Source organism: Leptospiraceae bacterium (assembly GCA_024233835.1).
GTDB lineage: Bacteria > Spirochaetota > Leptospiria > Leptospirales > Leptospiraceae > JACKPC01.
On record JACKPC010000003.1, the window covers coordinates 347801 to 369105 of the forward strand.

The 21305-nt window shown below is 37.0% G+C and carries 15 protein-coding genes; 3 read left to right on the plus strand and 12 right to left on the minus strand.

The genetic code is table 11. The features are described from left to right. Positions 1-123: 123 nt before the first annotated feature. The 7 genes from H7A25_15935 to H7A25_15965 form a co-directional block, all read right to left on the minus strand. Positions 124-1866 carry an acyl-CoA dehydrogenase family protein gene (locus tag H7A25_15935; protein ID MCP5501392.1) on the minus strand — a complete coding sequence of 581 codons (1743 nt, stop codon included), beginning with the start codon at positions 1864-1866 and terminating at the stop codon, positions 124-126. A gap of 96 nt (positions 1867-1962) precedes the next feature. Continuing rightward, complete coding sequence (locus tag H7A25_15940; protein MCP5501393.1) at positions 1963-4821, minus strand: outer membrane protein assembly factor; 2859 nt, start codon at positions 4819-4821, stop codon at positions 1963-1965. Positions 4822-4942: 121 nt separating this feature from the next. Beyond that, positions 4943-5377, minus strand: coding sequence for a biopolymer transporter ExbD (locus H7A25_15945; GenBank protein ID MCP5501394.1), 435 nt, complete (start codon positions 5375-5377; stop codon positions 4943-4945). A 4-nt stretch (positions 5378-5381) separates the two neighbouring features. Then, positions 5382-5996: a MotA/TolQ/ExbB proton channel family protein gene (locus tag H7A25_15950; GenBank protein MCP5501395.1), complete on the minus strand. Its 615-nt coding sequence runs from the start codon at positions 5994-5996 to the stop codon at positions 5382-5384. A gap of 116 nt (positions 5997-6112) precedes the next feature. After that, positions 6113-7204 carry a hybrid sensor histidine kinase/response regulator gene (locus H7A25_15955; GenBank protein MCP5501396.1) on the minus strand — a complete coding sequence of 364 codons (1092 nt, stop codon included), beginning with the start codon at positions 7202-7204 and terminating at the stop codon, positions 6113-6115. A gap of 113 nt (positions 7205-7317) precedes the next feature. Next, entirely contained in the window at positions 7318-9525 is a 2208-nt protein-coding gene (locus tag H7A25_15960; protein ID MCP5501397.1) for a PAS domain-containing protein, read from the minus strand. Between the two features lie 33 nt (positions 9526-9558). Beyond that, complete coding sequence (locus H7A25_15965; protein MCP5501398.1) at positions 9559-9951, minus strand: hypothetical protein; 393 nt, start codon at positions 9949-9951, stop codon at positions 9559-9561. Positions 9952-10185: 234 nt separating this feature from the next. Between H7A25_15965 and H7A25_15970 the strand changes: the two genes are divergently transcribed. Genes H7A25_15970 through H7A25_15980 form a run of 3 tightly spaced genes read left to right on the plus strand, consistent with a single transcriptional unit; the run spans position 10186 to position 15135 of the window. Next, positions 10186-12303, plus strand: coding sequence for an ABC transporter ATP-binding protein (locus H7A25_15970; GenBank protein MCP5501399.1), 2118 nt, complete (start codon positions 10186-10188; stop codon positions 12301-12303). A gap of 10 nt (positions 12304-12313) precedes the next feature. Next, positions 12314-13660, plus strand: coding sequence for an HlyD family efflux transporter periplasmic adaptor subunit (locus H7A25_15975; protein MCP5501400.1), 1347 nt, complete (start codon positions 12314-12316; stop codon positions 13658-13660). Next, on the plus strand, positions 13657-15135 hold the full coding sequence (locus H7A25_15980) for a TolC family protein (protein ID MCP5501401.1): 1479 nt from the start codon (positions 13657-13659) through the stop codon (positions 15133-15135). Before H7A25_15975 ends, H7A25_15980 begins: the two co-directional genes overlap by 4 nt. 105 nt (positions 15136-15240) lie before the next feature. On the opposite strand, the gene H7A25_15985 is transcribed toward H7A25_15980, so the two are convergent. The 5 genes from H7A25_15985 to H7A25_16005 are packed head-to-tail and all read right to left on the minus strand — an operon-like array spanning position 15241 to position 21129. Further along, positions 15241-16002 carry a hypothetical protein gene (locus H7A25_15985; protein ID MCP5501402.1) on the minus strand — a complete coding sequence of 254 codons (762 nt, stop codon included), beginning with the start codon at positions 16000-16002 and terminating at the stop codon, positions 15241-15243. A 31-nt stretch (positions 16003-16033) separates the two neighbouring features. After that, positions 16034-17332, minus strand: coding sequence for a tRNA (N(6)-L-threonylcarbamoyladenosine(37)-C(2))-methylthiotransferase MtaB (gene mtaB / locus H7A25_15990; protein ID MCP5501403.1), 1299 nt, complete (start codon positions 17330-17332; stop codon positions 16034-16036). Positions 17333-17344: 12 nt separating this feature from the next. Beyond that, entirely contained in the window at positions 17345-18151 is an 807-nt protein-coding gene (locus tag H7A25_15995) for a hypothetical protein (protein ID MCP5501404.1), read from the minus strand. Positions 18152-18163: 12 nt separating this feature from the next. Beyond that, positions 18164-18589 (minus strand): hypothetical protein, encoded by a 426-nt coding sequence (locus H7A25_16000; GenBank protein ID MCP5501405.1) that lies wholly within the window; start codon positions 18587-18589, stop codon positions 18164-18166. 2 nt (positions 18590-18591) lie between these two features. Next, positions 18592-21129 carry an ATP-dependent Clp protease ATP-binding subunit gene (locus H7A25_16005; GenBank protein ID MCP5501406.1) on the minus strand — a complete coding sequence of 846 codons (2538 nt, stop codon included), beginning with the start codon at positions 21127-21129 and terminating at the stop codon, positions 18592-18594. Positions 21130-21305 lie beyond the last annotated feature (176 nt).

Sequence of the window (21305 nt, forward strand, 5' to 3'; positions counted from 1 at the left end):
CTTCCTGAGAGGCGGGAAACTTTATTTCTCCTAAGAGGCTGTCAAAAAAGGAGTTCGGATGGTATCATTATATCTAAGCGAACCCACCGATGGTTCGCATTCCCTGAAAAACGGAGCTTTAATCTAAGAACCAATAGAGTAGTTCATAATACGTAAAAAAGATTCAACTTTTGCCAGGGTTTCAATATTAAATTCTTTTCTCCAGGCTCTACGCGTTTCGAGAATTTCTTCTGAGTCAAGTTTTGTTTCCTGCTCTTCGTATAACAAACCTATGAGAAAGCGACTGACAGAGAGAATGAGATATTCACTAGAAATTTCCCTTTTCTCTGGTTCTAATTTCTTATAGAGTTCCGCAAGATACTTGCAATTTTTAAAAATTTCCAGCAACTCGATTGAGGGCTTTATTTTATTTAATTTATCCTGTAAATACTGGCTAAAAGGACCTTTACCACTCAGGCCGGTTTGAACTGCACCTATGGCTGCATTTACCTGGATCTGTGATGTTCCATCCCAGATGGTAGCAATACGAACATCCCGGTATAGTCGTGCCACCTCATAATCTTCACAAAAGCCGGCACCTCCAAAGATTTGGATAGCATCATAACAGATCGTATTCGCCATTTCAGCATTATAATACTTTGCTAAGGGTGTAATGGTTGAGGATATAGAATTCCAGAATTGAATATGAGAATCTTTTCTTAATTCTTTCTCGTCTCTTCCTTCGGATTTTCCACGTAAGCTTCGCCAGGCATACAAATCTACTGTTCTGGCTGCTTCTAACATTAGACTTCTCATACCTGCAATTTCTCTTTGCATTCGATTTAAGATATTATGAATAACCGGAATCTTCTCTAAAGTTTTAGCGAATTGAGTTCGCTCACTTGCATATTTTCTGGCTTCTTCATAAGCAGCAGTTGCAATGCCTACTCCCTGAGCAGCTACAGACATACGTGCACCATTCAGCATTCCCATTACATAACGAGTCAAACCATATCCCTGTTGTCCTAATAATTCCGCAGGAGATTTATCCAGAACTACTTCGCAGGTTGCTGAGGTTTTTAAACCCATTTTTTTCTCTAATCCTGCTATTTCATAATGCTTGCTATCTACAAGAAAAAATGAGAGTCCCTTAGCACCACTTGTAGGAGAACCGGTTCGGGCCAGGCAAAGTATCGCAGCCGGATCCCCATTTAAGCCGCAAGCCATAGTTTGAAATCGTTTGGTTCCGCTAATATACCATTGTCCTTCTTTGAGTTCAGCCCTCGTTTGTACGGCTGCTAAGTCAGAACCAAAATTGGGTTCTGTTAGCCCCATGGTTACGGAATATCGTTCTTGAATAAGTTTCGGAATAATTCTTTGTTTTTGTTCTTCTGTAGCAAAATCCTGTAGAATGGAGGCGAGGTTGACACTTCCCATAGCTACAGCAAAAGAAGTATCACAACGATAAGCCATTTCGAGAAGCAAAGTTTTGGCTACTTGTGTAAGACCCATCCCACCGTATTCTCTTTTAAATGAAGCTGCTACAAGTCCTGATTCATGAAAGGAATGGATGAGTTCTGCCATCTTCTCCGGATGCTTTACCTTTCCATCGCTATAATGCAGACCCTCCGCTTCAAAATCTGCTATATGAGCCGATACTTTGTTACCGCAAAGCTCTCCTATCAGGCTCAAGACTTCGTGATAGTAATCTATGGCTTCAGAAAGGGAAGAGGGGGCCATTTCCAGGCTTGCAAGACCTGTTTCTTTGTATTTTTTTGCATCCTCAAATTCAGCTTCGTATTCCTGTATGACTTCCTGCCAGTTTATAAGCTTTTCAAAATGAAGCATTAGGTCCGGGTTATCTGAAAAATAATTATTCTGTATCATTATATTACCTTTATCCGAAGTATTGAGGGTTCTCTTGTGAACTCCTCTCTTGAGCGACTAAGAACTTTTTGTATATCGTTTCAAGTGAATCTAAATTTAGAATCTGTAATCCCCTATACCGAAAACGAAGCGAAAGTTCTTAGAAATTTTATAAGGTTCAAAGGGCTTTGCAGAATTTTTAGTGTAATGAAGCCTCTGGGCGAAGAACAAACGCAGGGGTAAAACCGGGATCTGGATACGGAGTCCTACACCCCAGGAGAATTTAAATTTGTCTATAGCCACATCGTGTATGGAACGAAGTACAAGGCGGCTCGGATCTTCCGAGATATAAGGATTTTCCGGTCGTTTGATAAAAGTATTCTGGTAATAGTTTTCAATATAGTACTGACCTATGGGATCAGCCAGATAGCCCTGTAAACGTCTATCAATAGCAATGTAATCGTAATTATCTGCGTATTCTCTTCGGGTTCCAACATAGCGATTGGTTTCTTCAAATAGAGCCCCGGCATCCAAAAACATGACAAGCCAGAGTAAACTTGGTTCAATCGGGAAGCGAAGTTCTGTATTTAAAACCATCCTGTGGTTCCCACCATTTCTCCATTCAGATGGGTAGAGAGAATCCTGAAAGTCCCAGCCACGTAAGTATTCATATCCACCGAGGAACTGCATATCCTGCTGTTGTATATAAGGATTACTGCGTTTTTCTCGTTCTCTTGTATTAAAAATAGGATCATCGGGGGGACGATTATAGTAGGGTGGCTTTTCGTATGTTAGAATATTATAACTCCTGAATTGCTGAACTACCTTCCATTTTCTCAGGGTATTACTTCGAATCAGGCCAAAGAAAGTATAGTCAAACCAGGTATGATAATATTCCGCCAGCATGGTGTAACGGTTAAAGTGGGAATTACCTCCGAGCATTTGCCCGGCATTGGTAACAGAAAAGGAGGCATTTAAACCACGGGTGGAATTGAAAATATTATCCCGGTTATCGTAGGCGACTCCATTTGTGAATTCGGAGCGGAATCGCCAGCCCCGGCTTACCTCGGCTCGAATCGCATCATCCGCTAAAGAGGTCGGATTTGTAGATTCAAAAAAACTGGGTGAATATATATGAAAATGTGTCCAGTTTATCCAGAAACGATGACTTACACCCACTGAGAATCCGAGGCCTGTCCGGTCGTAGGAAGCTGATTCTTTAATAATGGACTGACTGGTTGTATCCGTGATGGATGTGGCAGCTACGGGAATGGTTGTTGTCGAATAAAACATACTCAAAGTTAGAGCCCAGGGTTTATCATTCAGCCAGGGTTCTGTCCAGCTCAATTGGAATAGTTTACGTAAAGGACCAAATTCAATCCGACCGTTAACCCTCTGACCGGTTCCATTCAGGTTGTTTTCTCCCAGTTCGGTAAAGATAGAAAATCCGGAAACTGTTCCGTATCCCCCACCCATGGAAATGGTTCCGGTAGGTTGTTCCTGAACGTCAATGATTACATTGATCTTGGACTCATCGGAACCGGGTCTGTAGCTTAAGTTTACTTCTTTAAAGTAGCCAAGGTTGTAAACTCTTTCCCTCGAACGATTAATCAAAGCCGAGTTAAACAGATCACCGGGTTTAAACAGTAACTCCCGACGAATTACCTTATCGAGTGTCTTTTTATTACCTTTGATGATGATATTTTCGATATAACCTAAATGGTTTTCCTTGATAGTAAAATCTACATGGACATATTTTCTTCCCTCATAGTCAGGGCTTTCTATCAGAATTTCTCGTAATTCTTTAATATGGAGTTTTTCCTGTAATTCGGCACAATTCTCCTGATTCATACCGGAGGCGGAGCAGGTTTCATAGGATTTTAATTCAGTATCGTTTAACTCGATCATCGTTCTTTCCATGTTTACCTGGGCGTAAAGATAACCTTTACTACTATAGAGCTCGTTAATCATAGCCCTGTCCCGCATAAGCTTTAGTTCATCAAAAACTTCCCCTACGTCACCATCGGTATATTCATAAAGGTTTTCCAGTTGATTTACAGTGTAGATCGTTTTAAGTTCTTTTTTGAATTCATCGAGTTTGATACTGCCGGAGCGATATTGTTCAATCAGTTCTTTATTTTCTTCTTTGTTTATGAATATAGGGATTCCATCATTGGTCATTGCATAATCGTGCTGGGTAGTATATCCATTATAATAATAGATTTCCCCTTCAAAGACTTTGAAGTTGACAATAATGACCCGTTTATCTTTCTTCTTGGGATTGGCCCAGCGGATTTCCCAGCCTGTGCCATCTTCCTGTATTTCTGCGTCTAAGAAGCCCTTGGATTTCATGTAGGCTACGATTTTTTGTTTGTCGGTTTCAAAGGAAGCTTCTTTAAAAGCCCCGGTTTCAATTAATCCGGATTCTTTTAGTTCAAGAAATCCCATGATTTCAGAGGCATCGATGTGCTTGGTTCCGATGATGTTAATTTTGGAAATTGGAATTTCATCCCCTTCATCGATAATGAATTTTACTTTTACAGTGTTGGTATCCGGGTTTACCTTGCTGACCTCAAAACGCACATAGGCGTGAAAAAAGCCTTCATCCCGGTATTTCTTTAGAATCACTTCTCTGGTAAGATTTACTTTCTCCGGTGTTATTACCTCGTTTTCTTTTAAAGGCATTTTATCCCTGAGATCAGAGGGGAAAACTTCTTCTGCTCCAATGAATTCGATTTCCTCGACTCTGGGCCTCTCTTTTAAAAGGAAAATAATCTTTACCGATTCATCGTCAATTTTTTCGGCCTGTATATCTATGAAGTAAAAGAAACCCGTAGCAAAGAGAGCTTTCAAGTCATTATTCACCAGGACATCTGTCAGGATAATCCCTTCTCGCATTTCGAGGTACGAAAGGATGTCAGAACTATCCGTATTAATATTCCCCTGAAATTCAATTTTCTTTATTACTTTTCCCATGTATTCAGCACGGTTTGAAAAAACCCTTGAAAGGTTCCCCAGCGCTAGAATAAGAACGCTTAAAGTAAAAATAGAAAGAAGTTGTAAGCTTAGTTTTCTTTTCAAATGAACCCGGAGTAATTTATGGGGTAGAGGATTTTACCATAGACAGGTTAAAACGTTTGACTCCGGCTTCGTTGAGCTTATCAATTACTTTTACTACAGTCTGGTAACTGGCTCCTTTGTCGCCACGAATAATTACCCTGTTCTTCTTAGGATCGCGCTTTTCTTTAGGGCCTAAAAATTGGTTTATTTTCTCCGGAACAGCTTCAAGTGATATGGGAGTTGGATCCTTATCCATAAAGATTCTCCCTTCTTTGTTAACAGTAATAATGAGTTCTTCCTGTTTTTCTACCTTGGCTGCTCTTGTGCTGGAACGGGGAAGTTCAATTTTAATAGAAGTCGATTTTTGCAGGGTAGCATTGAGTAAAAAATAGATCACAATAAAGGAAATTACATCAATCAGAGAGGTAATGTCAATCCTATCAAAAGTCTTGCTCGTTCTTCGGAATTTCATAGGCTTATTTGGGTTCGAGAATCTCCAGAGCCTGTTCGCTCAAAGTCTCGATTTCTATAATTCTATCTTCTTTTTTTCGAACAAAATAGTTGTAAAAAACATAAGCAGGTATGGCTACAGCCAGTCCCATGGCAGTAGTGACCAGAGCTTCACTGATACCCACTTCTGCATTCTTAGTTCCAACTCCTTCTTCGAAGGAACGTATCATACCGGTTACAGTTCCCAGAACTCCTAAAAGGGGGGTAATCGTAGCAATAGTTCCAAGTCCGGTGAGGAAGCGTTCCATTCGAGTTATCTGAATATAACCCTCTGTTTCGATTTCCTGTCGTAAGTTTTCTGCCTGACCGACCTGAATTGCTTGAATACCGGCTTTTAATGCCTGAATGGCGGGGTTTTTCCCCACGGAACTTAAAGCCTTTTCTGCTTCATCAAACTGCCTGCTTTTCAGATAGTTTCTGATTCTGCGAATATCTTCTGTTTTTAGAGAACTTTGTCTTAAAAAGAAGATGAAACGCTCAATGATAATGGTCAGAGTGATTATTGAAACGAACAAAATGATAAGGGGAATGGTTTCCGGGGGAAGAAATGAAATAATAGATTGCGATTTACCTAAAAGCATAGAAATTTCTTTTTTTTAGTTTTAAGTATAGATATTTTATAAGTCTTCCCCTGCCAAACACATTTTTTATTTTATAAGGATTAATAACAGGTAAGATGAGCTGAGCTGAGAGATTTTCAGGAAATGGGAAGGGTGATGATGATGGTGGTTTCTTCTTCTCCACTTGTCATGCTGATACTTCCTTTTTGAACTTCTGCTATCAGCCTTGCACTGTAGGTTCCGAGTCCAGTTCCCTGGTTTCCTTTTCCGAAAGTTATGTATTTTTCAAAGAAATTTTCTCGGATTTCTTCCGGAACAGCTCCTGAGTTATGAAGGCTGATAATTGCAAATTTTTCTTCCCTGCTTATAGAAAAGTCGATTCTGGCATTTTCGGGAGAGGCCTCAATGGCATTTTGAAACAGGTTGGAAAGCATGGAATAACAGAGTAGTTCTTCTCCTAAAAGATAAAAAAAGTCACCGGGGTTTATTTCTTCTCCGTGTAAAAATATTTTGGTATGGAGGCTTTTAGCTTCCAGAATCCTGGAGCTATCTTTGATTATGTTCTGTATAATTTTTATTATATCCAGACGGATAGGTGATAAAATATAAGTTCCTCTTTCCATTTTAACCATATCTAAAGAGCGGTTAATCATATTTAACATCTGCAAACCGGCCAACTTGATGTTGTGAAGAAATTTCTCTTGCTTCTCATTTACCGTACCGAATAATCTTACCATGTCCGGAAAGTTTATAATTGCATTGAGGGGATTTTTTAAATCATGGCGGGTAATTCTTTCTACATCTTCCATCAAGCTTATCTTTTCCTTGAGTTCTTCCATGGCGTGCTTTAAGCTCAAATGCGTTTTCACTCTCTGTAGAAGTTCAGTGGTATTAAAGGGTTTGGTGATATAGTCTACCGCTCCTATTTGGAAACCTTTGACAATATCTTTGGGTTCGACCTTTGCAGTTAAAAATAAAATGGGAATATCTGAGGTTTTCTCTGAGGATTTTAAATGCTGGCAGGTTTCGAAACCATCCATTTCCGGCATCATAATATCAAGTAGTATCAAATCGGGTAATACTTTTTCACAGGATTTTATTGCCTGGATTCCATTCTCAGCAAAAATAATTTTATAACCTTCTACCGATAGAGCTTTCCCTAACAAGCCCAGATTGATAGGATTGTCATCTACTATTAAAATTTTAGAATTTTTTATGAAATGATTCATAAAGATTTCACTTTTACTCGGGAATCTGCGAACCTATATACTTGTAAAGAGAATAAATGAGTCTTTTTCTGCCAAATATATTTTTATTGAGCTTTATATTTTTTTAAGTTTAGTCACGGATTGTTTGAATAGTCTTTTTCTTCCTGATTTATAATTATTTGTAGTTGTGTTAATTTATGATGAAACTCTCTTAAAAGGAACTTGATACTTTGAACATTATATTCCAGAGCAGAGATTTTAAGATATTCTCCCCACTCTGTTAGTTCTGGATAAGCATAGCGACTTGATTCTTTGTTTACACCTTCTGCAAATTTTATGATATCATCTATAACCATATAATCCTTCAACATTTCCCAGATCGGAATATATTGGTGAACTAATATATCGTATAATTCTTTCCATTTCTGGATCTGGGATGTAGGGTAATCCAACTCTAAGTGTTTAGATGGGTTTGAGGGAAGTAGCAAGGGGGATTCATGGTTTATTATGGACGGAGGAGTTTCTATATTTTTTATTAAAAGTAGGAATTTCGTTCCTTTTCCTTCCTGGCTTTCGAAGGATATCTCTAGATCCATAACAGAGCTTAACCTTTTGCAAACAATAAGTCCTCTTCCCGGATTCTCTGTTTTTTTGGGTTTGGAATCAACTCCTTTCGTGAGAATTTCTCTTATGATTTCTTGTTCCTTTTCGGAAATACCAATTCCACTATCTTCTATTAAAATTTTTAAAGATAGGTTTTTCATATCTTCCGAATTCTTGTTTATGGAAACCTTTACAAAACCATCGGAAGTAAATTTGATAGCATTTCCTATAAGATTTAAAAGAATTTGTCGAAGCTTTATCTTATCTATTATTATGAGATCAGGAATATCCGGATCAATTTGGCATATATATTGAAGTTGTTTTTGGGAAAGCTCATAGTATAAGGCAACATTTAGTTCGTTCAGGAGAGCCCTTAGATCGGTAGGTTCCTGGTTTTTACTTATGACTCCTGATGCAATTTTAGATAATTCTAATAGATCATTTAAAAGAGCTAATAGAATTCTACCGCTCTGAGAAATGAAAGTCGTATAAGAAATCAGCTCCTTATTATCGAGCCTGGCTTCTAAAAGTTCCGAGAAACCGAGGATGGCATTGATAGGGGTTCTAATTTCGTGGCTCATATTGGTTAGAAATTCTGTTTTTATTAGATTCGCTTTCTCAGCTGCATCTTTAGCCTTGAGTAAGTCTTCCTCCATATTGATTCTGTCAGTTATGTCGACAGATACACCGCTCCACAAAACGTCGTCGTTTGTTTGGATTCTGGGAATGGAATATACCTGAAACCATAAAATATCCCCGTTTTTAGTAAGAATTCGGTGTTCTATTTTAAAGTTTTTTAGTTCTTCTGAAGCCAGTTTTATGGCTTTTTTTATCATGTCTCTATCTTCTCTGGGTATGGGCTCAAAAAATAGCTTCGGATTCTTTTTTAGGTCAGCAAAGGGTATGCCGGTATAAGTTGTAAAAGTTTCATTCATATACTCGATGGAGAAAGAGCCATTCTTACGGTGGACATATTGGAAAACCAACCCGGGAACACTGCTGGCCACCTGATGAAAGTCCAGTTTACTTTGTATAAGAATTTCTTCTGTTATCTTTCTTTCATAATTCTCATATTTCTTATCGATAAGTAAACGACGATTTAAGAGATAGAATAAGCCGAAGCTATAAAGAAAGAAATTTATTAGATTTATATAGATAACAAATGTATAATCTGATATGTTCTTATGAAACAGGTTTGAGGTCTGATAAGGGAATATAAGAATAAAAATAATCCGAAGAGAGACGATAAATGAATCGAATATAATAAAATAATTTAAACCTTTGGGTATGGAATGAAATTCGGAAGAGGTTGTAGATAGTAGATGTACTATATGTAAGGATAAAATGACATAAGCAATGGAAAAAATGATAATTCGATTATTTACATCATTTTGGATGAAAGTATAAAAAGAGAATATGGGTATGAATACAAGGAGTAAAAATACAAAAAAGATTTTCTTATACGCTTTTTGTAAGAATTTGCATAAACCAATGTATAAGAAATAGAGACTGAACAGAAATAATAGGTTGGCAAGAAGTATAGAAGCCCAATTGGGTATTACATTTCGGAGAATAATGAGAAAGATAGAAATAAAACGAAAGATGAAATATAGAGCCCAGGAACCGATACCCTCATAATAATTTTTATATTGAAACCAGAGGAGGCTGTAAATACCGATTCCCAGAAAGTTAAGAAAGGTTTGGATGATGAAAGCTGTTTTAAGATCAATTAAATCCATTTTTACCTTTCTTTAGAATAATAGACTTTACTTTTATTTACAGGTTTTTAACCATTCAAGCCCATCTTCTATGGAGTTGAAGACCTGAATTTTGACTCCTTTATCTGAATAGAATTGAAACTTTTTCATGACCATTTCTCCGATAGCCGATTTGGGTTCAATCAAAGCCCAGTATTTCCAACCGGCTTTTAGAATTCGAGGAAACCAGTCTTCGTTGATCCAGGTTACATCTTCTTCTTTATAAACCGGAAGACCCCTGTTATCGGATAACCATTTGTAGCCTTTTTCCTTCTTCAATTTCTCATAACCTGAATTAAAAGCGGAATGTAAATCTTCACCGTGTATATAGCCTTTGAAAGCTTTTAATACAACCTTTTCTTTTTCTAACCATTCCACCTTTGCAGTTGCTGATTCATAAAGTATCATTTAATATCTCCCTATTATGAGAAGAGTATTATTGATTGAAGAGGAGTCAAACTTTTCTTTGAATTATAGGAAAAACTTTTAGAAGCTATTTTAATTCTTAAAGCAATTTTTTCTCCCATAAGTGAATCAGCGATGCTTGGTTTGCTTTTCGGAAAAAATGAATATATGTTTTAAAAAATTAGTGCCTAAAAGTCTACCGGATTGTCTAAATGTAAAAAAGGTGGGAGGTATTGTTTGAGTGCAGGGAAAAAGTTTCAGGCTGAAATGGAAAGCTTAGTTCCGAATGTTTTTGAGTTTTTATGCGAGACTTTTGGGGTTCCATTTTCCAAAAAAGAGATTCATTCACTATTTCATGAATCAAATTCATTTTCCCAGGAACAATTTGCCAGTTTATTAGATATTTTAGGAAACCACTCCGGCTTACGTATAAAAAAACAGGTGATGGATTTTGATAGGGCATTTAGTTCTTCTTACACGAAAGCTCCTTTGCTCTATTTTCATTTTGAAGCAGAGAATCTGGTGGATTGCTTTGTGTTTTTAGGAAAAAAGACCGGTAAATATGAGGTTTTTTCTATAAAAAAAAATGAATCCATTTACTGTAAAAAAGAAGATTTTTTTCAAATTACAGGTATACAAAAAGATAAAGAAACTATCTTTTATGCTCCCGAACCCATTTATCCCTTACAATCTGAAAAAGGAACAGCTCATTTATCTAATATTCAATCTTTATTACAATTCTTAAAGCCAGAAGTGAAAGATATCTGGGTATTATTTATTTATGGAATTGGAACCGGTTTATTCAGTCTCATTGTTCCTGTCGCGACCTCGTCTTTGATCAACACATTGGCCTTCGGAACTCTTTTGCAACCTGTTATCATCCTTACAGTTTTTGTATTTTTCTTCCTGCTTCTTGCAGGTGGTATGAATATTATGCAGAATATAGTGACGGAATATTTGCGCAGAAGATTATTTGTGCGGTTTAGTTCTGAGATTAGTTCAAGAATAATGCGTTATGATGAACAGTCTTCCCCTATATATTTACCCGACATTGTAAGTTATTATTTTGAAGTTTTTACCTTACAAAAAAATGTTACATCTTTATTGATAGATGGTTTGGGTTTGATTGTTATAACCGTAGTAGGCTTGCTGTTTGTAAGTATTTATCACCCTCTTTTTCTTTTTTATAGCCTGGTCTTCTTGGTGCTTCTTTACATTTTGATATTTATTCGACTAAAATCCGGAACGGAAGCCAAACTAAAAGAATCCAAGCAGAAATATAAGGTCTATCATTTGATTGAAGATTTGGCAGAAGCCAGAGAATACTTTACAACACAAAATGGGGAAAAATATGGTTATAAGCGAATTGATAGTCAAATCCGGGAATACTTGAAATATAGAGAGAAAAATTTTAAAATACTAATAAAACAATCCGGTGGGGCTATTTTTTTACAGGCCAGCGGACACGCTCTTTTATTAGGTTTAGGGGGATTCTTAGTGATAAAGCAGCAGTTAAGCCTCGGTCAATTGGTCGCTGCTGAATTAATTCTTGCCAAAGTTTTAGATGGTTTTTCCGGCGTGGGAAAATACCTGGAAATGTACTATGGTCTTCTGGCTGCTGTAGAAAAAATAAAGACCTTAATTGAAATTCCTTCAGAAAAACGTGGTTTTGAAAATTTGCAGATAAATTCAAAATCGGTTCAACTTAAAATACAGGATTTGCTGGTTCACATAGCCGGGATTTATAATTTAAACTGCGAATTTAATTCGGGAAAACCAATCGGATTATATGCTTCCGAAGAAGCAGATAAATTGGAAATTCTTTTTCGTGTTCTGAGCGGAAAGCAAAAAATTGATTCTGGTGTTATCTTAGTAAATGGGCATGATCTTCGAAATCTACTCCCGGAAATCAGAAAGTCTTTATTTGGATATTTGAACCGTATCAGTATTTTCCATGGAACTATCTATGAAAATATAAAACAGGGAGAAAATCATCTGGGTATTCAGGAGATTCGAGCTTTACTTGAAAAACTTGGAGTTATGAAAGACATTTCCCGTTTAGAAAAAGAAATTTTTACTGAATTGCATACTTCCGGTTTTCCATTGCAGTACAGGCAATTAAAAGCCATCTGCATTGCTCGTGAGTTTTTGAGAAAGAATGCTGTTATTATTTTAGATAGATTTTTAGATGATATGGATGAAGCTTTTATTGATGTAGTTTTAGATTATATGAATACATCTGAGTGTTCAAACAAAGTTATTCTTGTGCATACACAGAGAAAAGATATACTTCAGAAGATAGAGAATAGACGATTGTATAAAGATAATCAATTATTAGATCTTAAGTTAAAGTAGGAGAAATCATATGGAAATATCTATTAGCGAAAAGCATGAAGAAGAAAATGTGCTTGATAAGTTTAGTTCCTACCGACTGGTTCAATCTCCGCATAGTTTACGGATAGCTGCCTATATTATCGCCGGATTATTTGTATTTTTTGTTCTACTGCTTTTTCTTTCTCCCTGGCAACAGACTTCATTTGGCATGGGGCGAGTTGTAGCCAGAGAACCTCTGGAAAGACAACAATTTATAGATTCCCCGGTAAAAGGAAGGGTTTCGCAATGGTTTGTAAGGGAGGGCTCCCTGGTAAAAAAAGGGGATCCGATAGTAGAGATTATGGATAATGACCCGGAATATTTTAATCGACTGGAAAGTATTAAGCTGGCTACTGAATCTCGCTTGCAGGCTGCTGAGCTTCAAAAGAGTTCTTATTTATCCAAGATAAATTCTATATCTTCTTCCGTAAGTAATGAAGTGGAAGCTAAACAAAACAAGGTAAGTATGGCGGAACAAAAAATTCGAAACGCTGAAAATAAACTTATTGCGAGTGAAGCTGAGCTAAAAACCAGCGAGATTAATTTTGAGAGGACAAGAAAGCTTTATGAAAAGGGACTTGTATCTAAACGTAAATATGAATTAGAAAAACTATATTTAACCAAAAATAAAACCGGGTTTAAACAGGCAAAAGCCAATTTACAAATTGCTAAAAATGAACACCTACATTCTCTCGCCGAGTTAAAGAAAGCCAGGAATGAAGGAAGAGCCAAGTTGGATGGAACAAGAGCTGAATATGGTTATGCTTTATCCGGTCTTTCAAAGGCAAAAGAAGAGTTACATAAGATTGATACAAGTCTTGCGAGGCAGAAAGCACAGAAAGTATATGCACCCAGAGATGGAATTATTATGAGGATACTTGCTGTAGAACATTCGGTTCAGATTAAGCAGGGACAATCCCTGGCAATCCTTGTTCCTGAATCAGGAAAGTATGCAGTTGAATTATATATCGATGGAAATGATATTCCTCTTTTGAGGGAAGGGATGGAAACCCGCTTGCAGTTTCAGGGTTGGCCGGCACTACAGCTAAGCGGATATCCGCAGTTAGCCGTAGGAACATTTGGAGGAACGGTTCGTTTGGTTGATTTAACAGATGATGGAAGTGGTAAATTTCGTACACTAATTGTTCCCGATGAAAAGAGTGATTGGCCTTCTTCACTTTATCTTCGGCAGGGAGTTAGAACAAAAGGCTGGATTTTGCTTAACCGTGTAAGCCTTGCTTATGAATTATGGAGAAGATTTAACGATTTCCCTCCGGCTATACCAAATAAAAAGTCTGTAATAACAGAGAAGAAAACAAATTCGGGTGATAAAAAATGAAAATTATAAGCTTATTTCCAATTTTATCACTGTGCTTTTTTGAATTGCATGGAGATACTCTAAAATTGCAAAATAGTATTAGTTTAAACCAGGTATTAGAATCTACTTTATTACATTATCCGGAAGTAGTAGCAGCAGAAAAAGAAATACAAATTGCAGAAAATGAATTTTTGGCAGCTGAAGGAAATTTTGATCTAAAATTTAAGGCCTATGGAACGAATACTTACGGAAACTATGAAAATGAAACTTTAAATTCAGTTATTGAAAAACCTGTTCCAATTGCAGGACTTTCTTTTTTTGCAGGCTATAAAAGAGGAATTGGAGAGTTTCCTGTCTATAAGGGAGGATACTTTACAAAGCCGAGAGGGCAGGTTCGAGCCGGAGCAAAAATCCCCTTGTGGGCGGGAAGAGAAATAGATGAGAATCGTTTAGAGTTAAAAAAAGCCGGAATCGGCAGGGGTCTCGGAGTGCTGCAATACGAAAAAACAAAATTGTATGTGTTTCAAAAAGCATCCGAAACATACTGGCAGTGGGTAGCTGCCGGAATGCAGTATGAAATTGTGGAAAACCTGTATCAATTGGCTGAAAAAAGGATGAAACAATTAAATTATAAAATTACACTAGGAGATACCGCAAAAGCAGATGGAATCGAAAATAATCGAATGCTTTTGGAACGAAAAGCTATGTTGATCGAAGCTGAAAGGTATCTACAGAAGACATCTATTAAACTTTCCTTATTTTATAGAGACAAAACAGGAGAACCAATTTTACTTACTCAAGATTCAGTACCGAAACAATTACCAAAGCCACATTATATTAGTAATGAAGATAAGAAAAAGGATTTGGAGCTTGCCTGGTCGAGACGTCCCGAATTAATGATAATTCAAATCGAAAGAAAGAAGAAAAGCCTGGATATTGACTTATATAAAAATCAGGTAAAACCTCAAATTGATTTAATCATTTCGGCAGCAAAGCAGGTACCGGGAGGAGGGGAGCTGATTAATGAAAAGAATAAGACCGGAACAATTGCTCTTCCTCCGCTATTAAAACCTGAAAAGTTTGAGAAAACCGATGTGGAAGCCAGTTTTGTCATTTCGGTTCCCTTACAGACAAGAAAGCAGAGAGGGAAGATTGAATCCTCAAGAGCCAAGTTATCCCAGATTCAGCAAAAGCAAAAGCTAATACGAGATAAGATACGAGCCGAGCTACAGGATGCAGCTTCTCTTTTAGAAATGGCCGGAAAAGAAGTTGATATAACTAAAAAAGAGTCTGAGATGGCAGAAAAATTAGAAGTCCTGGAAAAAGAGAAGTATGAATTAGGTGATAGTAACCTTTTTATGCTAAACCAGAGAGAACAAAAAACCGCTATGGCAAGAATTAAATATATAAAATCTTTATCCGGTCACCATATTGCTCATGCAATTTATCGTTCTGCTACCGGGGAGTGGAATGAAAGGTATCGTAAGGAAATGTAAAAAGTTGGAATATCTTTTGATCTGTTAAAAAAATGGTAGTTTTGGTCGTAGGCGAGCTTTAACAGCTCGCTTAGAGATTGGAAAAAATATGAACTTATATATTTTTTAAGTTTCTAAAGAAAAGTAGGCCTTTGCTGCTTTGTTAAATTTTTCTTTTTTAGCTTCCGGTAAGGATTGTGAAAGTTGTTCAAAAATAGATTTCAGATTGCTACTGGTTTTCATCATTTCAAAAATTGATTCTTCTTTGTTTAAATCAACGACTTTTAATAATATCTCTTTGTTTTTGCTTTCTGAATAATGCTCCATAACCTTTGCCATGACATCCGTTCGGGTTATAAGGTCGGATAGTTCCACCAGATCTTCCGGACTTATATTTTTTGAAACTTCTACATTAATGTTTACGGGTGTATGATCGATTAATCCGGCGACAACAAAGTATTTCTTTCTTTTTAAAAGTTCCATTACTACTTTTTTCATTCTATCCATGGGAGAAGCCTTGATAACTTCTTCTACTCTGGCCGGATTTACATGTTCCATTACATCACTTAGAAAACTTACAGAGAAATAATTAGAAATGCTTACAGCTTCTTTGGTAGGCATATAATAAGTTAAGTTAGCAGTTATCTGAGGTCCCAAAATCTCTTCTGATACCTTCGCATTAATAAAATTTGGCATATATTTACTTACACGGGCCAATGGCTCCCAGATACCTGAATGTTCTTCCTGTATTACTGTACTGAGCTTTTCCGTTAAAAAAGATAATTCTTCATGAGAATGAGATTCGAGGAAAGCAATTTCTTCTTCCTTCACTTCCAGGAGATGGGCGATTTTATGCATATCTATATGTTTGTCATGTGTTTCTGTCATAATTAAACCTTTGTACAGGGGTTATGTGGTCTTATCTTGATAGGTTTCCTCTTTGGAGTTCACCAGGAAAGGAAACTTTTTTGTCGGTATTTTCATCATAATTTAAAAGACGTATATTAACAAACTGACCTACTTTTAGTTTATCTAATATACTTTCATTCTCAATTCGGATACGGATATAATTGTCACTTAAAAAAGTACCGTCTCCTTCTAAGATACATTCAAGAGTTTGGTTTGTAAAGCGTTTTCCATATTGAACATATTGCCTTTCAGAAAGGTTATTGAGTTGTTTTACTCTTTCTTTTTTTTCCTCTCTTTTTAATGTTTCCGGATAGGAGGCAGCCAGGGTTCCTCTTCTGGCTGAATAGGGAAAGGCATGAATTTTAGAAAAACCTAAATCATTACAGACTTGAAGGGTCTCTTCAAACTCAAGTTCCGTTTCACCGGGAAAACCTGTGATGACATCGGTTCCTAAAAAAATGTCGGGAATTTTGTTTTTCACCAGGCTGATTCTTTTAATAAAAGTTTCTCGATTGTAACTTCTTTTCATTTTTTTTAGAATATACGAACTACCACTCTGTAGGGGGACATGCAGATATCTACAAAAACGTGGATGCTGAATTGTTTCTATAAATTCTAAACCTACATCGGAAGGTTCAATTGAAGAAAGACGTAGTCTTGAATACTCTAAAAGATTTAGAATATTCCTTAGAAGTTTATTGAAACTCTTCATGCCTTCTTTATCTCTATACCAACCGAGATTCACTCCGGTAAGAATAATTTCACCAATCCCATTATCCTGGAGAAAACGAATTTGATCTAGAACATCACTAAAATTTCGACTTTGACCTTTACCCCTGGCACCGGGAATTTTACAGTAAGAACAGGAGCGGTTGCAGCCATCCTGAATTTTCAAATAGGCTCTTGTGTGATGCAGGGGCAGGGTATCTGCATAAGCAAACCTGTCCTGATTTAATTCTATAGGCTTTCCTAAAATGATTTGGGGAAGGCTGGATTTATTATCGTTATCAATAACTCCGGAAACACCTGGAATATTTTGAATAATTTCTCTATCAGTCTGGGCATAACATCCGGTGACATAGACCTTTGAACCCGGATGTTTCTTTATAGCGTTACGAATGATGTTTCGATTTTTACCATCGGCTTTATTAGTTACCGTACAGGTATTAATGACTATGATATCCGGGTTTTCATTTATATCTATAGACTTTACTCCCAGTTTCTCAAAACCGGCAGACAGACCATCTGATTCAAATATATTAAGGCGGCAGCCAAGAGTGTAAAAACCAACAGTACTGGGTTTATTCATTTGAATTATTACTCAAAGTGAGTTTTTAAAAGATTTGATCCTCTTTAAATTTGTTGCATAAACTTCATTTTCAGGTTCTCGTTCTGATGCTTTTTTTACTTCATTGATTGCATCATCCAGATACTTTAATCCCTGCTTTTTATAAGTATTTGCTAAATCATTTTTGCCCTGCTTCTCCAGTTTTCTTGACTTTTTCAGAGATTGAATAGCAAGCTTTTCATATATTAAGCCAAGGTTATTTTCCAGATTATGATTATTAGGAGAAAGTGTTATAGCCCATTTTAAGCTCATCTCTGCTTTTTCTAATTTACCATTTTCAAAATAAATGTAAGCTTCCATAGCTATAGGTTCATAATTTTCTGGATATTGAACTTTCAACTTTTCTACAATTTTGAGAGCTTTTTCCATTTGCTTTTTATCTGCATAGATTGAGGCTTTTAAAAGGTTTAAATCAAGATTATCCGGAAATTTTTCCAGACCTTCTTTACAAGTTTTTAAAGCTGATTTAGGTCGGTCATAATCCAATAAAAATTTACTTAAGTCTATATAGAGATTAGGTTTATTAGAATTATCTTTTTCAACAGCCTGATCGAAGTGTTGTTTGGCAACCCTATGGTTTTTTAACCTCCAGTAATTATGAGCCGCAAGATAATGTAGTTCATAAGAGGTTCCTTTTTCATCGATAATTTTACGAATTGCTTCAATAGATTTCCAGTATTCCTTTTGTTTATACAGGTTCAAAGCCTGTATATAGTCTGCATCCTCAACTGCAAATAGGATTAAGGGGAAGAGTAGTAGGGTATAGAGAAATTTCTTCATAAGTCTCCCTGATTAGAGTTTTAAACTGATAGATTCGCTTAAGAATCCTTCTATTTCAGAATGAAATGGTTCTATAGGGTCTATTAATATGTCAACTGTTTCATGTAATTCTAGGAGATATGCTTCTATATGTTCTTCGGTTATGAGTAACTTCCCTGCAACTTTTAATATAGGCTCTCCTGCTTGATTGAACGATATTTCATATTCTTCCTGGTTGAGCAAATCTCTGAGTTCTGCATACCCATTCCCATAATATAAACCATTTTTAAAGTAGTATTTGTATCGGACATTAACTTCCGGGACAATGAGACCCGGTTCCATCACGCAAAGGTTTACTTTGTCTATAGTAGCTGGTAATCGAACCTTTTGTCTTGCATACCAGAAACGCTTAATAAACATATAAGCCAGAATGATTAAAACCGGGAATAAGAGATTCATACCTATTTGTGGGCCACTGCGACTTCTTCCTTCTCATTGTTGTTTTCTTCGTTGATAGATTTTTCACCTGGTTCAGGAAAACCGGCATTTTCCCAGGGTTCTTCTGAGTAAGTAAATTTATCATCAACTACATCAATGATAATTGTGGTTGGATCACTATAGGCACCCTTTAATAATTGAATGGCCATATAGTCTTCCAATTCCTTTTGAAAAATCCTACGCAGGGGTCTTGCACCAAATTGTTTATCATAGCCTATGTCAGCCATATGCTCTTTGGCTTTTTGACTCATTTGAACGCTGATTTTCTTCTCTATGAGTCTGGTGTTGAAGTCTTTGAGCATGATGTCTACGATTTCTATAATTTCCTGAATAGTTAAAGGATGGAAATAGATTACTTCATCCACACGGTTTAAAAATTCCGGATTGAAATATTTTTTCAACTCGTCTCGGGTCATTTCAGCTTTTGAGCGTTCTTTTTCCCCTTCAACATCTTCAAAGCCCGGCCTTCCACCTTTTTGAATTTCCTTGGCTGCAATATTGGAAGTCATAATGATGATAGTATCACGGAAATTAACTTTTCTTCCCTTGGTATCGGTAAGATTTCCTTCTTCCATAATCTGTAGAAGAACATTGAATATGTCCGGATGAGCTTTTTCAATTTCATCAAGGAGAACGATGCTATAGGGTTTTCTTCTTACAAATTCCGTTAGTTGCCCTCCATCGTCATATCCTACATAGCCCGGTGGAGCTCCTATCAAACGGCTAATGGAATGGGGTTCCATATATTCGGACATGTCAATCCGGAGCATGTGTTTTTCATCTCCAAAAAGGAAAACGGCGAGAGCTTTGGCTAACTCGGTCTTTCCTACTCCGGTTGGACCAAGAAAAATAAAAGAACCGGTTGGACGTTTGTCATTTTTAAAGCCGGTTCTGGCCCTGCGAACAGCTCTTGCCAGATTATCTATAGCAGCTTTTTGACCGACAACTCTTTCCTTTAGAATACCTTCCAATTGAAGGAGCTTCTCATTTTCCGATTCCTCCATTTTTTCTAGAGGGATGCCTGTCCACATGGAAATTACAGAGAGAATTTCTTCCTCATCAATAGACACGGAGTAACTCTCCATTCTCTCCTGCCAGGCTCGAATCTTATCTTCCAGATTTTGTCGTTTACGGTTTACTTCATCTCGAACGCTGGCTGCTTTTTCATATTCTTGAGAGCGAACCAGTTCTTCTTTTTTACCGGTCAGGGTTTTAATTTCTTCTTCGAGGTCTTTAATTTCTTGAGGTCTTCCGCAATTTGCCAGTCTGGCTTTGGAGCCGGCTTCATCAATAATATCAATCGCTTTATCAGGGAGATAACGGTCGTTGATATACCGACTGGAAAGCTTAACAGCGGTTTCCAGAGCCCGATTTGAGTAACGAACCCGGTGGTGACTTTCATAGGATTTCTTAAGTCCCTGTAGAATTTTAATGGCATCATCGATATTGGGCTCATTTACTTTTACCGTCTGGAAACGTCTTTCCAGGGCTGAATCTTTTTCTATGTATTTTCTGTACTCAGTATTCGTGGTAGCTCCTATACATTGAAGTTCACCCCTGGCCAGAGCTGGTTTTAGGATATTGGCAGCATCAACGGCTCCTTCTGCGGCACCTGCACCGATGAGAGTATGAAGTTCATCAATAAAAATAATGATATTCGAGGAGGCGACAATTTCTTTCATTATTTTCTTTAAACGTTCTTCGAATTCTCCTCTGTACTTGGTTCCGGCGATGAGGCCAGCAAGGTCAAGAGAAAGAACACGTTTATCGAAAAGAAGATCCGGAACGGTTTGTTCTACAATGGATTGGGCAAGACCCTCAACTATCGCTGTTTTTCCTACTCCTGATTCACCGATAAGAACGGGATTGTTTTTCGTTTTACGGGAAAGAATTTGTATGACTCTTTCGATTTCCTGGGTTCTCCCGATAACCGGATCGAGTTTTCCTTCTCGGGCCAGGTTGGTTAAATCCCTGGCAAACTCATCTAAAATCGGAGTTTTGCTTTTTTCGGTTCTTTGAGCAGTTGTACTGGTTTGTTGTGATTGGGTGACTCCAACAGAACCTACAGGAGGAACACCTAATAGTCTTAAGATTTCGCTTTTTATGACATTATAATTGACACTGAATGTATTTAAAACGGCTGATGCTATATTGTTGCTGTCTCTGAGTAAGGCGAGGAGAATATGCTCTGTTCCAACGTAATTATGTTTCATGCGCTTGGCTTCTTCTTTGGATGTTTCTACAATACGTTGATACCTTTCGTGGCTATTGGGAAGGTCGAGCAGGAGATTTCCTTCTCTGGATTTCTTTTCTACCTCTTTTCTAAGTTCATTGAGATTAATGTTCAGGTTTATCAGGATTTTTACAGCAACAGAATCTTCTTCGCGCAGGAGGCCGAGAAAGATATGCTCCGGACCCACATAATCATGGCCCAATCTTTTTGCCTCTTCTTGAGCCATTTCGTTAATGACTCTTTTCGCTCTTTTTGTGAATTCTACCATACTGATCCCTTTATAAAAGTTCTAATTTCTTAGACTTAATTGATTACTAGTTTCTTTCAAAAATCCCTTTCAGGAGGCTAAAAGAAGCTTACTATCAAAATAATTTGCTTTAGAAATATATCAATGTAATTTTTCCTTTTTTAGAAGAAAATTGAAAGGTAGAAACGGGGATTTGA

Bases quoted from the DNA above. Each gene is read 5' to 3' on its own strand.
- H7A25_15935 (MCP5501392.1), bottom strand. From the start codon at position 1,866: ATGATACAGAATAATTATTTTTCAGATAACCCGGACCTAATGCTTCAT.
- H7A25_15940 (MCP5501393.1), bottom strand. From the start codon at position 4,821: ATGGGAAAAGTAATAAAGAAAATTGAATTTCAGGGGAATATTAATACG.
- H7A25_15945 (MCP5501394.1), bottom strand. From the start codon at position 5,377: ATGAAATTCCGAAGAACGAGCAAGACTTTTGATAGGATTGACATTACC.
- H7A25_15950 (MCP5501395.1), bottom strand. From the start codon at position 5,996: ATGCTTTTAGGTAAATCGCAATCTATTATTTCATTTCTTCCCCCGGAA.
- H7A25_15955 (MCP5501396.1), bottom strand. From the start codon at position 7,204: ATGAATCATTTCATAAAAAATTCTAAAATTTTAATAGTAGATGACAAT.
- H7A25_15960 (MCP5501397.1), bottom strand. From the start codon at position 9,525: ATGGATTTAATTGATCTTAAAACAGCTTTCATCATCCAAACCTTTCTT.
- H7A25_15965 (MCP5501398.1), bottom strand. From the start codon at position 9,951: ATGATACTTTATGAATCAGCAACTGCAAAGGTGGAATGGTTAGAAAAA.
- H7A25_15975 (MCP5501400.1), top strand. From the start codon at position 12,314: ATGGAAATATCTATTAGCGAAAAGCATGAAGAAGAAAATGTGCTTGAT.
- H7A25_15980 (MCP5501401.1), top strand. From the start codon at position 13,657: ATGAAAATTATAAGCTTATTTCCAATTTTATCACTGTGCTTTTTTGAA.
- H7A25_15985 (MCP5501402.1), bottom strand. From the start codon at position 16,002: ATGACAGAAACACATGACAAACATATAGATATGCATAAAATCGCCCAT.
- mtaB (MCP5501403.1), bottom strand. From the start codon at position 17,332: ATGAATAAACCCAGTACTGTTGGTTTTTACACTCTTGGCTGCCGCCTT.
- H7A25_15995 (MCP5501404.1), bottom strand. From the start codon at position 18,151: ATGAAGAAATTTCTCTATACCCTACTACTCTTCCCCTTAATCCTATTT.
- H7A25_16000 (MCP5501405.1), bottom strand. From the start codon at position 18,589: ATGAATCTCTTATTCCCGGTTTTAATCATTCTGGCTTATATGTTTATT.
- H7A25_16005 (MCP5501406.1), bottom strand. From the start codon at position 21,129: ATGGTAGAATTCACAAAAAGAGCGAAAAGAGTCATTAACGAAATGGCT.